Genomic DNA, 13,028 nt, shown 5'->3' with positions numbered 1-13,028 from the left:
CGACATGTCCCGCAACGCTAACGATTCCGTAAGCTCCAATAGCCAAAGCAGGAAGTGTAGCACTGTCGTCCCCGCTGTATACTTTAAATCCTGCAGGAGCACCACTAATAATTTGAGTTAATTGATCTGTTGAAGCACAATCTTTTGTCGCCACAACATTGTCGATTTGTGCTAAGCGAAGCGTCGTTTCGACAGAGATGTTGACTCCCGTACGACCTTCCACATTATACAAAAGAATAGGCAATTTTGTTGCTCCAGCAATAGCCTTAAAGTGCTGATAAAGTCCTTCTTGACTAGGACGGTTATAATATGGAGCAACAAGCAAAATGCCATCAACGCCTGCTGCTTCTGCGTCTTTTGTCAGATGGATGGAATGGGCTGTGTTGTTGCTGCCCGTACCAGCAATGATTTTGCAACGACCATTCGCATGCTTAACAGCAAATCGGAACAGTTCCAGTTTTTCTTCATCGGAGAGCGTCGGTGATTCGCCAGTCGTGCCTGAAACGACAAGACTATCGCTTTGCTGCTCCTCAATCAAATAATCAATTAATTTTGCTGTCGTTTCCCAATCAATATGACCGTCCGCATCAAATGGGGTTACCATTGCGGTAATTAGTCTTCCAAATTCCATCTGAATTCCTCCCAAAAAAGTTGCTCTATCGATGTAGCTCGAACTTCGCGTGCAGAGAACGAAGTGCCTCTACCATATCCGCTTCACGAACGAGCACCCATATCGTAGTATTAGAATCAGCCGATTGCATGATTGAAATGCCCTGCTCCGTCAGCGCTTCCACGATACGCGCCATAACGCCTGGCTCTCCATTCATACCACCGCCGATGACGGATACTTTAGCACAGCCTTTAATAGCTGAAGGTGCAAAACCGCTTTCCTTCAGTACATCAACTGCACGTTTAGCATCATGATCAAATACGGTATAAACTGCACCGCTTGGCGTTACATTAATAAAATCAACACTAATATGATGTTTAGCCATAGATTGAAACACTTGCAGCTGCACATCATTTCGGCCTTCAATAGCCTTTACTGATATTTGAGTAATCCCTGCTGCATGGGCAATTCCTGTAACATGACGATCCTTAACCGCCAGCTCAGCCTTAAGCTCAGCTGAATCAGTTACTAATGTGCCTGTTTCACTTGAGAAAGTAGAACGAACACGGAGCGGTATACGAGCCTGCTGAGCAATCTCAACGGCACGAGGATGAATAACCTTAGCTCCTTGCCTTGCCATGTTGCATATTTCAGCATAGCTTACGACAGGAAGCGGTTTCGCCTCCTCGACTAATCTAGGGTCCGCCGTTAAAATCCCGTTAACATCCGTATAAATATCGACCATTTCAGCGCGCAGCGCAGCACCTAATGCTGTAGCTGAAGTATCGCTTCCGCCGCGGCCAAGTGTTGTCGTATCTCCTAATGCTGTGCTTCCTTGAAAACCTGTTACGATTACAACGGTTCCTTCACGTAAATGATGAAGCACCTTATCTGGCCGAATCTCTTTGATTCGGGCTTGCCCATACTGCTCGTCAGTAATCATGCCCGCCTGTCCTCCGGTTAGGACAACGGAAGGAATGCCGCTCGCAATGAGCAAGCTGCATAAAGCGGCTGCGGAAATAATTTCTCCGCAGCCTAGCAGCATATCTCGCTCACGCGCTGGCAGCCTGTCGCCATTATCACGTATAACCTGAAGCAAGGTATCCGTTGCGTAAGGATCGCCCTTACGCCCCATAGCAGATACGACTACGACTACAGCAAGGCCACTGCTGCGTTCTCTGGTAATATGACTAATTACGTGTTCTCTGGCATGATCGGTAGAAAGAGAGGTGCCCCCGAATTTTTGAATCAGGATGCGCATATTATAATCCTCCATGATCGATCCAGGGAAGAAGCAAGCTTTACTACCTTTTACTTAATACATTAACCTCTTGCGATATGTTCAGCGATTTGAACAGCATTCCATGCTGCTCCTTTGAGCAGGTTATCGGAGACGATCCACATATTAAGTCCGCGATCCGAACCAAGATCACGTCTCAAGCGACCAACAAATACATCCGGCTTACCGGCAGCATCAGTCGCAAGCGGGTATTGCTGATTAGCAGGATCATCAACGAGCGTAACGCCCGGTGCATCTGCAAGCAGCTGCTTAACCTCTTCCAAATCGTAGTCGTTTTTGAGCTCAACATATAAAGATTCCGAGTGACCGTAAACGACAGGAATTCGCACGCATGTAGCTGTAACCTGGATAGACTCGTCACCCATAATTTTTTTCGTTTCGCGAACCATTTTCATTTCCTCAAGCGTATAACCATTCTCTTGAAACTTATCAATTTGCGGAATCGCATTAAATGCAATTTGATGCTTAACCGGCAATGCGCCTACTGGAAGAATAGCTGGGTTTACCTCTTCACCTTGAAGTGAAGCTGCAGTTTGACGAAGCATCTCGTCAATGGCAAGATTTCCAGCACCAGAAACCGCTTGATAGGTGGAAACGATAATACGCGAAATACCAAAACGGTCTTGTAGCGGTTTAAGAGCTACTACCATTTGAATGGTCGAGCAGTTCGGATTAGCGATTATGCCCTTATGCTCGCTAACCTTCTCAATATTAACCTCAGGAACGACAAGCGGTGTGTTTTCGTCCATGCGATATGCATTTGTGTTATCAATACATACTGCACCATGTTTAACAGCATGTGGAGCCAATGCTTTAGTAACATCGCCTCCTGCACTAAACAAAGCGATGTCGATACCTTCGAAGCTTTCCGGTTTTGCTTCTTCAACCGTAAGCTCCTGATCTTTAAATGTAATTTTTGTGCCGGCTGAGCGAGCAGACGATAACAGCTTAAGCTCTCGGATCGGGAAGTTTCTGGATGCAAGTAATTTCAGTATTTGTTCTCCTACTGCGCCTGTTGCACCAACAACTGCAACGTTAAACAATTTCTGATACGACATCTGTTGTCGTCTCCCCTCTAACCGTGTGTCATGAATGACGTTCGACAAGCAGAGGCTGCAGCTGTTTGCCAGAGAGGGCAGCTTCGCATGCTTCCAAGACCAAATCCATTCTGGCAACAAGCGAATTAGGCTTCTGCACCGGGTTATCTTGGCCGAACGGTACAAAATAAATATGTTTAGCCACTAATAGCTTCGCTATGTTAGCGGCATTTAAACCAAGTCCATCATTTGTCGAAATAGCAAGAACCAGCGGACGGCCATTGCGCATTTGGGCTTTTGCAGCCATAAGTACTGCGCTGTCCGTAATTGCATTTGCAAGTCGGCTTGTTGTATTTCCTGTGCAAGGTGCTATGACAAGAACGTCCAGCAGCTTAGAAGGCCCAAGTGGCTCCGCCTGCACAATGGTCGAAATAAGTTCATTTCCGGTAATCGCTTTTAACTGTGTTTGCCAATCCTCGGACTTTCCAAATCTAGTGTCCGTTGTCATAAGTGTATTCGAAACGATCGGCACCACATTGGCCCCCGCATCGACGAACCGCTTAATTTCAGGCATAACTTCAGCAAACGTACAATGTGAGCCTGACAATGCATAACCCACCGTAATTCCAGACCAATTCATATCCCATTCCCCCGCTTAATCGTATCGTCCAAAATCAACTGAGATAAGCAATCCGCTATGATACGTCCAGCTGTTTTCGGTGCGACGATACCGGGTAGTCCGGGTGCGAGCATCGCTTTAATGCCACGCTTCTCAGCGAAGCGGAAATCTGTCCCGCCAGGCTTCGATGCGAGGTCAATAATGACGGCTCGCGAAGGTAAATTTGCGATAATTTGTGCTGTGACTATCATAGTCGGAATTGTATTAAAAAGCAAGTCAATATTGCTCACATGATGCAATAAACCACTGATGTAGAAAGGCTCAAAACCCATCTCTGCCGCTCTTGCGAACTGCTCTGAACGCCGTACACCGACCTTCACTTTGGACCCCAAACCTTGAAGTGTTCGTGCCATTGTAAAGCCTGTTCTACCGAAACCAAGCACCATAGAAGAAGACCCATGAATCGTAATATCCGTATTCTGAATGGCCATCATTAAGGCGCCTTCCGCTGTCGGAATTGAATTGTATATGGCAACATCATCACGGTCAAACAGCTCAACGAGCGACAGTGAATGCTGCTCGCATAGCTGACGCAAATAAGGCTTCGCCATCCCTGTATATACTGTGCAATGTTTTGGCAGCTTTGCAAAATGGCTGTCTGCCAGCTGCATTTGTCGGTCACTAAAAACACTCTGGATGATCCCTTGATCATCAGTGCCTACGGCAGGCAACAACAACGCATCGACGGATTCAAAAAGCTGTTCCTCAAACTCCGCTTGTACCGCTCCGTCGAGTGACGAATGCAAGCCGTCAAAACCCGAAACTGTGACAGCAGCATCAAGCTCAGTCAGCTTTCGAATTACCTCCAGCTGCCTTGCATCACCCCCAAGCAGCAGCACTTGAACGCCTGTTAGCATTAAGCTTCACTCCTTTCTTGCTAATAGCTCTAGATCATCTTATGCTTGCGCCCAGAGCGGGGTGAAAAAGAAAAAAAGATCGGGCATATGCCCGATCTTCTTCATACTCATTTATGAATTCATATCGCTTAAACGCCAGTATGTCCAAACCCGCCGGCACCTCTTACGGTGTCAGGCAGCTCGTCAGCTTCTATAATCGTAACTGCCGGCACGAGTTGGAATACCATTTGAGCTATTCTTTCCCCGCGCGTAATTGTAAACGGCTGATCGCCTAAATTGACGAGCAGCACTTTCACTTCTCCACGGTAGTCCGCATCAATCGTACCTGGTGAATTCAAGCAAGTAATGCCATGCTTATACGCAAGGCCGCTGCGCGGTCTAATTTGCGCCTCCAGCTCCCCGGGCATTGCCATTGCAAAGCCGGTAGGAATAAGCTTACGCTCGCCTGGCTGCAATACTACAGGCTCTCCTACAGAAGCTTGCAGGTCAAAGCCAGCTGCCCATTCGGACATTTTTTTCGGTATGGCTATATCTTCATTTCCTTCTAATCGTTTAAACTGAACTTGATACAAATTGATCCCTCCTGAGCTCTGCTGCTGCTTTATCATTCGTTCCGACCATTGCAACGGAGAAAGGAGCAGCTAACATACGCTTCGTAACATCAACTACATCTGACATCTGCACCGAATCGATACGCTTCAACAGCTCATCAAGCGTGTAATGGTGACCGAGCATCAACTCGTTTTTGCCCAATCGATTCATTCTGCTGCTCGTGCTCTCTAAGCTCAATATCAAGCTTCCCTTCAATTGCTCCTTGCCGCGGTGCAGTTCATCCTCGCCTAATCCTTTTACAGACAGCTCGTTCATCTGCTCCATCGTTAAATCAAGTACTTCCTTCGTTTGCTTAGGCGCCGTTCCAGCATATAAAGTAAACAAGCCAGTATCCGCATAGGAAGTGTGATAGGAATAGACAGAATATGCGAGTCCGCGCTTCTCTCTTATTTCTTGGAACAGCCTCGAGCTCATTCCGCCCCCTATAGCATTGTTAAGAAGAATCATGGCATACAAATTTGAATCGGTAATCGAGCAACCTGGGAAAGAAACACATAGATGGTTTTGCTCTGTTTTCTTTTTGTAAAACAAATAATCGCCATGAAATGCCGGAGGCGTAATGATGGATGAGGCTGGCTTGCTATTCTTAAAGCTTCCAAAATATTGTTCCATTAACGCAAGCAAGCTCTGCTCTTCAACATTGCCTGCAACACTGATTACTACATTCTCAAGTGTATACGTATCGTTCATATATCCGCGAAGCGTATCAGAGGTCATGGCAGTCAAACGATCCTCAAGCCCCAATATCGAATAAGCAAGCGGGTGTTCACCGAATGCTGCGCGAGAGGCTTCGTCATGCACCTTATCATCCGGAGTATCCTCATACATAGAGATTTCCTCTAGAATAACATTTTTTTCTTTCGCCAATTCTTCCGGATCAAATTGGGAATTAAAAAACATATCCGAGAGAGCGTCTACGGCAAGCGGCAAATGCTCATCAAGCACCTTGGCAAAATAACACGTATATTCCTTCGAGGTAAACGCATTGACATTTCCGCCTATACCATCGRATAAATCCGCTATGTCCTTTGAAGTACGGCTTTCTGTGCCTTTGAACAGCATGTGTTCAATGAAATGGGAGATGCCGTTATTTTCAGGCGTCTCATTGCGTGAGCCCGTTTTGACCCATATGCCAAACGATACTGATCTTACTGTCGGTATGTATTCAACGACAACACGCAATCCATTGCTAAGTGTGTATTTGTTCATTAGTAGTCCTCCTCATGTTTTGTGCAGCAAAATGATCATTATTATACGTCTCATCATTTTGCCTTACAAAACTGACATCATATACATGTGACTCTAAACATGAATGTTTTTACTATAGCAGAATCAGTCCGCTCCCTCAACTTCAACGGGAATCCGCTTGGAGGAAAGCGTCTCACTAACCGTTCCTATTGCGTAGCCTTTTGATTTAGCTGTAGCAATTATGCCAGGCAGCGCATCTCGCGTTGTGGCTGTAGGATGCATTAATATTAGCGCTCCAGGCTCTAATTTCGCTGCAATTTTGCGCACAACGCCATCTGCCGGCGGTTTCTGCCAATCAACCGTATCAATGGTCCACAGCACCGTTTTTAACCCCTGCTCCTCGGCAATCTGGACAGTCGCTTGATTAAAGGAGCCCGATGGCGGAGCAAACCATTTGTTGTTTACGTTCAAGCTCGATTTCAATAAGGCTTCGGTTTTGGCTATTTGATTGTACTGCGCTTCCCTGCTAATCGCACTCATGTCAGGATGAGTATACGCATGATTAGACATTTCATGTCCTTCAGCTTGTATTTGCTTAGCAACATCAGCGTTTTTACTTAGCCARCTGCCATCAAGGAAAAAGGTAGCTTTCACTTTTTCACGTTTAAGTGTTTTTAAAATGGAATCTATGTACTCATTGCCCCAAGCGACATTGATCATAAGCGATATCATCTTTTTGTTGGGATTGCCGCGAAAAATCGGATGTGGACCAAGATCATTTAGACTGATTTCGGGTTCAACCTCTTTATATACATAAGGAATGGTTTGAGAAGGCGGAGCAAGCAATGCAGCTTCGAGCGTTTTATCAACATCGACTTCCAAGCCGTTATACCCTGGAATAGCTCTCCAAACACGATCAATCCGCGCGTCTACTGGTGCAATATTCAGCTTATCTGCTTCTTCTGAAATTATGTTCAGCAGCCTCTGCTTCTCCGATTGCGTATAAGAATATTGTGCATAAACCATTTTATTATCATATTTTAAAGAAGAGAGAAATTTTGATATGTCTTCGTTCATACTGACGAATGCAAGCACTAGAAGCATGCTTGCCACAATTGCAGTTGCTTTTCTAAGCATCATTATTCCCACTCCCATATAAGTCCTCGCACGCTTCCTAAGCTTGACCTTATTTCGGCATGTTAATTCATATGTATGAAAAGTAGGACGAGAATATGCAGCGGCTGGGTAATATGGTGACCGGATCTCGCTTTAAAAAACAAAAAGAGCCAGATCAAATCTGTCTCTTTTCTTCTTAATAATATGACCGCCAAGCATTAAAAGCTTATTGCGGCGATGCTTCTGGCATCATCAAAATTTTGGCAGACAAGTTAATACGGCCTTGTCCGTCAATTTCGGTTACTTTAACTTTGATTTGGTCGCCAATGTTAACGACATCCTCTGTTTTTGCAACACGTTCATTCGACAATTGAGAAATATGGACAAGTCCATCTTTGTTCGGCAAAATTTCAACAAAAGCACCGAACTTCTCAACGCGCTTAACCGTACCCATATAAATTTCACCAACAACCACTTCTTTAACGATACCTTCGATAATCGATTTAGCTTTTTGGTTCATCTCTTCGTTTGAAGAAGCGATAAATACCATTCCGTCTTGCTCGATATCGATTTTCACGCCAGTTTCTTCAATGATTTTGTTGATGATTTTTCCGCCTGCGCCAATAACATCACGGATTTTGTCCGGATTAATGCGAAGCGTCAAAATTTTCGGTGCATACTTCGATAAGTTTGGACGTGTAGTCGGCAAGCTTTCGAGCATTTTACCTAGAATGAAAATACGGCCTTGGCGAGCTTGTTCAAGCGATTGCTCCAAAATAGCGCGGTTTATGCCGGCAATCTTGATATCCATTTGAATAGCTGTAACGCCTTCAGCTGTACCTGCAACTTTAAAGTCCATATCGCCGAGATGATCTTCCATCCCTYGAATATCAGAAAGAATTGCAAAGTGATCGCCATCTTTAATTAGACCCATAGCAATACCAGCTACTGGCGCTTTGATTGGTACCCCTGCATCCATCATAGCAAGTGTGCTTGCGCAAATGCTTGCTTGTGAAGAAGAACCGTTAGATTCCAAAACTTCCGAAACAAGACGAATCGTGTAAGGGAATTCAGCTTCAGATGGAATAACTTTGGAAAGTGCACGTTCTCCAAGAGCACCATGCCCGATTTCACGACGGCCTGGCGGACGAAGCGGACGAGCTTCACCAACGCTGAACGGCGGGAAGTTATAGTGATGCATGAAACGTTTTGTTTCTTCAGGCGAAATGCCATCCAAAATTTGAACGTCGCCCATTGCGCCAAGCGTACAAATACTTAGTGCTTGTGTTTGTCCACGAGTAAACAGCCCTGTTCCATGTGTGCGAGGCAAAATTGCCACATCACAATCGATTGGACGAATTTCATCAAGCGAACGGCCATCTGGACGAACCTTATCATGAGAAATAAGACGACGTACTTCTTCCTTCACGATGTCATAAAGAACTTCTTTAACATCAGAGAGTAGTTCTGGCGTATCGATATATTGCTCTTCAAAGTGAGCAACTGCTGCGCTGTTAACTGCGTCAATTGCGTCTTGACGAGCATGCTTTTCTTCCACCTTAATCGCTTCAACCAAACCAGCAGAAGCATAAGCGCGAACATCAGCATTCACTTGCTCATTTACAGTATGTAGCTTAACTTCCATTTTCGGTTTGCCGGCTACAGCTTGCAGCTCTTCTATTTTTGCTACGATCTTTTTGATTTCGTCATGACCAAACATAATCGCTTCAAGCATTACTGCTTCAGAAACTTCGTTTGCTTCTGCTTCCACCATCATGATCGCATCTTTCGTTCCTGCGACAACTACAAAAATATCCGTTTCTACGCTTTGCTCCACCGTCGGATTAATAATGAATTCGCCATTAACACGTCCAACGTTTACTCCGCCAATTGGACCATCAAATGGAACATCAGAAATGGATAGTGCAGCAGATGTACCGATCATAGCCGCAATTTCTGGCGAACAATCTTGATCCACACTCATTACAATGTTCATGACTTGAACGTCATTCCGGAAACCTTCTGGGAATAACGGACGAATAGGCCTGTCCGTAAGTCGGCTGGATAAAATCGCCTTCTCGCTTGGACGGCCTTCACGTTTAATGAATCCACCTGGAATTTTACCAACAGCATACAAACGTTCTTCATAGTTAACAGTCAATGGGAAGAAATCCAGATCCTTCGGACCTGCTGACGCTGTTACCGTACACAATACGACAGTATCACCATACTGAACAGTGACTGCTGCATTCGCCTGCTTCGCAAGGCGGCCGGTTTCAATGGATAGCGGTCTTCCGCCTACCATCATCTCAATTCGTTGTACCATTTTATCCCTCCTAATTGTTATTCGATTAGTCTATTTCACTGCTAATTGGCAGTTTATTCCGAGTGTTTCCCTATTACAAAAAGCAACCCGAATCCGCTCATCCGTTATTCCCGGACGGCTGGACAACCAGGTTGCTTTTCTTTACGCATGTTTTAGCGGCGAAGGCCGAGTTTTTCGATCAATGCGCTGTAACGTCTAACATCATTGTTTTTAAGGTATGCAAGCAGCTTACGGCGCTGACCTACCATCTTGAGCAAACCACGACGGGAATGATGATCTTTCTTGTGCTCCCGCAAATGTTGAGTCAAGTTAACGATGTTTTCAGTCAGGATAGCCACTTGAACTTCCGGGGAACCCGTATCAGTTGCATGTGTCTTATGCGTCTCAATCAGTTCGTTTTTACGTACTTGTGTAATTGCCATCCTAATTCACCTCCTTCTTGATAATCGCCATTAGCCTCGAAGCCGTCGGTGAGATCGGACATCCAAGCTAAGGTTAAGTTTGTCCGTATGTCACACAAAATGTATGACTACTTACAACGTTTTATAGTATAACACATAAGGTAGACGAATGTCGAGGATCATAAATAAAGAATGCCCAACATCCGTTTTCACACGAATGGTTGATACGATCAGTTAGTTGTAACCATGAATCGCCTTCGCTTGCTCAGAATCAGATCCAATCTGCTCAACAAGCTCGGCAATGGAATTGAATTTTTTCTCCGAACGGATAAACGATAGCAATTGCAAACGCATATGCTCACCGTATATATCGCTGTTGAAGTCAAACAAATGAGCCTCCATTACAGGTTTCAGCTCATCTTTGTTAAAGGTTGGTTTTAAGCCATAGTTTAAAACACCAGGGTATGCGGTATCACCAATCCAAGCCATTACCGCATAAACGCCAAGCCTTGGCGCGATATATGGGGCATTAAATTGCAGGTTTGCTGTTGGGAACCCGATCGTACGACCTCTTTTGTCCCCATGAACAACGATCCCTTCAACTTCATATGGCCTGCCAAGCAATCGTTCTGCCAGTTCAAGATCACCTTGCTCAAGAGCTTCACGGATATAAGTACTGCTAACTTTTATCCCGTTCTCGATCAAAGGCTCAATGATATGAACAGAAATATCAGGCTCTGCCAGCTGCTTCAAAGTCTCTGCATTACCTGAGCCTTTGTGGCCGAAGTTGAAATCAAAGCCTACAACGACCTGCTTAGCACGAAGTGTGCGCAGAACCTCATTGACGAAGCGCTCAGGTGTTACTGAAGCAAACTCAAGATCAAACTTCATTATGAATACAAGATCTACGCCAAGCTCTGCAAATAACGCTGTCTTCGCATCAAAAGGCGTAAGGCAACGATAATATTGCTCACCTTGTCCGAGAACTTCCTTCGGATGAGGATCAAATGTCAAAACCGCTGATAGCATCTCGGATTCCTTCGCCGCATTTACAGCTTGGCGAATCACGTTCTGATGTCCACGATGAACCCCATCAAAATGACCGATTGCTATGGAAAGCGGTTTGTCCAGCGACAACGTGGACAAACCGTTTAAAGGAAAACTTAATGGAATAATTTCCAACGCTGAAGCACCTGCATTTCCTATTAACTTTCTACAACGATAAGCTAAGCTGAAAACACTTTGATTGGCTTGAAAACATTTGCATTCAAATCAATCTGAAAAATACCTAGAAACGAGCTTTGATCATTATAAAGACGTATAAGTTGTCCATCTAAAGTCAATGCTGCATGTTCTACGGAATGGCTGAGACTAACTTTCTGTCCTTGCAGTGCAAGTTTCCCAAACGATTCTGGAATCGTCACACGATCCAAATGTGTAATGGCTTCATCGGCGGAAATGATATGTCCGCTTAATTCACCGGATTGCTGCAATTGCTCAATTTGCTCAAGCGTCAAACAGCTTTCCTTTGTAATACCGCCTGACATCGTTCGCGTCAAATGGGCCATCGTAGCAGGAACACCTAGTGCTTTGCCGATGTCTACACATAACGTGCGAATGTATGTACCTTTTGAACAAACGACAGAAAACGAAATCTGAGGCTGATCAAGATCGAGCTGAGTATCAATGAGATCTATTTGATGAATCGTTACTTTTCTCGATTTCCGCTCAACGGTCTTTCCTTCTCTAGCTAACTCGTACAATCGCTTGCCATCAACTTTGACAGCGGAATACATGGGAGGTACTTGATCAATCTCGCCTAAAAACTGCGACAGCGCATGGCGAACATCTTCTTCTGTAACCGATATTGGCGTTTGCCGCTCAATAACTGTACCCGTTATGTCTTCTGTATCTGTTGCAATTCCAAGCTGCAATACGGCTTCATATGACTTAGGCCGCTCTTGCACATATTCGACTACTCTCGTTGCACGCCCAAGACATAGCGGCAATACACCCGTAACCATAGGATCAAGCGTTCCTGTATGACCAATTCGCTTCATCTTTAGCACTCGGCGCACTTTTGCAACCACATCATGAGAAGTCCAGCCTTCAGGCTTCCAAACTGCCAAAATGCCGTCCATCGCTTAAATCAACGCCTTTCTGACTGCTTCCACTAGCTCTTCAATCGAGGTCGTTAAAGAACCTTCAATCCGGCATCCTGCTGCACGCACATGACCGCCACCGCCGAATGCTTGCGCAATTGCGGCTACATTGGCTTTGCCTGCTGAACGCATGCTTGCTTTGACTGCACCGTCTTCCGTTTCTTTAAATAGAATGCCGACTTCAACTCCATCCACATTAAGCGCATAATTCACGATTCCTTCTAGATCTTCAGGAACAGCACCTGTATTGCGCAAATCATCTTTGCCAATATAGACCCAGCCGATCTCTAAGTTATCCGTAAATGTGAGGCGATTGAGTGCGAGCTGGAGAAGTTTGAGCTTAGCCATGGTCATTTTCTCAAGAAGATGATCAGCGAGCTCATTGCCGGACACGCCTAAAGCGAGCAAATGCGAGGCAATCTCCATAACACGCGGACTCGTGTTTGAATAACGAAACCCTCCTGTATCGGTCAACAAACCGGTGTAGATTGCTGTTGCGCAATTCACATCTAATGCGATTTCTGCCCTCTCGATTAAATCATACAATATTTCAACAGTAGCCGCAGCTTCTGCTCGTATAACATTTACGGTGCCAAATCCATTGTTTGTTGGATGATGATCGATATTAAGCAGCTTTGCATCTGGTGCAAAGCTGCTCGCTACCTCTCCAATACGTTTGAAATCCGCACAATCGACCGAAATAATGGCATCAAATGTTTGTTGAGTTACATCGCGCTTGT

At 45.1% G+C, this 13,028-nt stretch carries 13 protein-coding genes; all 13 read right to left on the bottom strand.

Features of this window, described 5'->3' with window-relative positions; genetic code table 11:
• A partial coding sequence (gene dapA / locus AB4Z17_RS26525; protein ID WP_441963129.1) for a 4-hydroxy-tetrahydrodipicolinate synthase occupies window positions 1–631 on the bottom strand: 631 nt, incomplete at its 3' end.
• Window positions 632–656: 25 nt separating this feature from the next.
• Entirely contained in the window at window positions 657–1,871 is a 1,215-nt protein-coding gene (gene dapG / locus AB4Z17_RS26520) for an aspartate kinase (RefSeq protein WP_441963128.1), read from the bottom strand.
• 62 nt (window positions 1,872–1,933) lie between these two features.
• Window positions 1,934–2,968, bottom strand: a complete 1,035-nt coding sequence (gene asd, locus AB4Z17_RS26515) for an aspartate-semialdehyde dehydrogenase (protein ID WP_441911349.1) — start codon at window positions 2,966–2,968, stop codon at window positions 1,934–1,936.
• Window positions 2,969–2,996: 28 nt separating this feature from the next.
• Window positions 2,997–3,587 (bottom strand): dipicolinate synthase subunit B, encoded by a 591-nt coding sequence (locus tag AB4Z17_RS26510; RefSeq protein ID WP_076269194.1) that lies wholly within the window; start codon window positions 3,585–3,587, stop codon window positions 2,997–2,999.
• A complete protein-coding gene (gene dpsA / locus AB4Z17_RS26505) occupies window positions 3,584–4,483 on the bottom strand; it encodes a dipicolinate synthase subunit DpsA (protein WP_441881236.1) in 900 nt (299 codons plus the stop codon). The genes AB4Z17_RS26510 and dpsA overlap by 4 nt, the downstream gene beginning before the upstream one ends.
• Before the next feature lie 128 nt (window positions 4,484–4,611).
• Complete coding sequence (dut, locus tag AB4Z17_RS26500) at window positions 4,612–5,091, bottom strand: dUTP diphosphatase (RefSeq protein ID WP_441911347.1); 480 nt, start codon at window positions 5,089–5,091, stop codon at window positions 4,612–4,614.
• The gene (locus tag AB4Z17_RS26495) at window positions 5,036–6,304 is read right to left on the bottom strand and encodes a M16 family metallopeptidase (protein WP_441963126.1); all 1,269 of its coding nucleotides are present in this window, start codon (window positions 6,302–6,304) and stop codon (window positions 5,036–5,038) included. The genes dut and AB4Z17_RS26495 overlap by 56 nt, the downstream gene beginning before the upstream one ends.
• A 123-nt stretch (window positions 6,305–6,427) precedes the next feature.
• On the bottom strand, window positions 6,428–7,423 hold the full coding sequence (locus tag AB4Z17_RS26490) for a polysaccharide deacetylase family protein (protein ID WP_441963125.1): 996 nt from the start codon (window positions 7,421–7,423) through the stop codon (window positions 6,428–6,430).
• A gap of 202 nt (window positions 7,424–7,625) precedes the next feature.
• Complete coding sequence (pnp, locus tag AB4Z17_RS26485) at window positions 7,626–9,725, bottom strand: polyribonucleotide nucleotidyltransferase (protein ID WP_441963124.1); 2,100 nt, start codon at window positions 9,723–9,725, stop codon at window positions 7,626–7,628.
• A gap of 152 nt (window positions 9,726–9,877) precedes the next feature.
• Window positions 9,878–10,147: a 30S ribosomal protein S15 gene (rpsO, locus tag AB4Z17_RS26480; RefSeq protein ID WP_053375765.1), complete on the bottom strand. Its 270-nt coding sequence runs from the start codon at window positions 10,145–10,147 to the stop codon at window positions 9,878–9,880.
• A 213-nt stretch (window positions 10,148–10,360) separates the two neighbouring features.
• Window positions 10,361–11,308, bottom strand: coding sequence for a bifunctional riboflavin kinase/FAD synthetase (locus tag AB4Z17_RS26475; RefSeq protein ID WP_441911341.1), 948 nt, complete (start codon window positions 11,306–11,308; stop codon window positions 10,361–10,363).
• 44 nt (window positions 11,309–11,352) lie between these two features.
• Window positions 11,353–12,267 (bottom strand): tRNA pseudouridine(55) synthase TruB, encoded by a 915-nt coding sequence (truB, locus tag AB4Z17_RS26470; RefSeq protein ID WP_441911339.1) that lies wholly within the window; start codon window positions 12,265–12,267, stop codon window positions 11,353–11,355.
• A 3-nt stretch (window positions 12,268–12,270) separates the two neighbouring features.
• Window positions 12,271–13,028, bottom strand: a 758-nt coding sequence (locus AB4Z17_RS26465; RefSeq protein WP_441963122.1) for a DHH family phosphoesterase, incomplete at its 5' end; no start/stop codon positions are given.

It is taken from the genome of Paenibacillus sp. TAF43_2, assembly GCF_052113545.1.
In the GTDB taxonomy this organism is placed as follows: Bacteria; Bacillota; Bacilli; order Paenibacillales; family Paenibacillaceae; genus Pristimantibacillus.
This window is presented reverse-complemented; position numbering and strand designations above follow the sequence as displayed.

Bases quoted from the DNA above. Each gene is read 5' to 3' on its own strand.
- dut (WP_441911347.1), bottom strand. From the start codon at position 5,091: ATGATAAAGCAGCAGCAGAGCTCAGGAGGGATCAATTTGTATCAAGTT.
- truB (WP_441911339.1), bottom strand. From the start codon at position 12,267: ATGGACGGCATTTTGGCAGTTTGGAAGCCTGAAGGCTGGACTTCTCAT.
- asd (WP_441911349.1), bottom strand. From the start codon at position 2,968: ATGTCGTATCAGAAATTGTTTAACGTTGCAGTTGTTGGTGCAACAGGC.
- AB4Z17_RS26510 (WP_076269194.1), bottom strand. From the start codon at position 3,587: ATGAATTGGTCTGGAATTACGGTGGGTTATGCATTGTCAGGCTCACAT.
- dpsA (WP_441881236.1), bottom strand. From the start codon at position 4,483: ATGCTAACAGGCGTTCAAGTGCTGCTGCTTGGGGGTGATGCAAGGCAG.
- dapG (WP_441963128.1), bottom strand. From the start codon at position 1,871: ATGCGCATCCTGATTCAAAAATTCGGGGGCACCTCTCTTTCTACCGAT.
- rpsO (WP_053375765.1), bottom strand. From the start codon at position 10,147: ATGGCAATTACACAAGTACGTAAAAACGAACTGATTGAGACGCATAAG.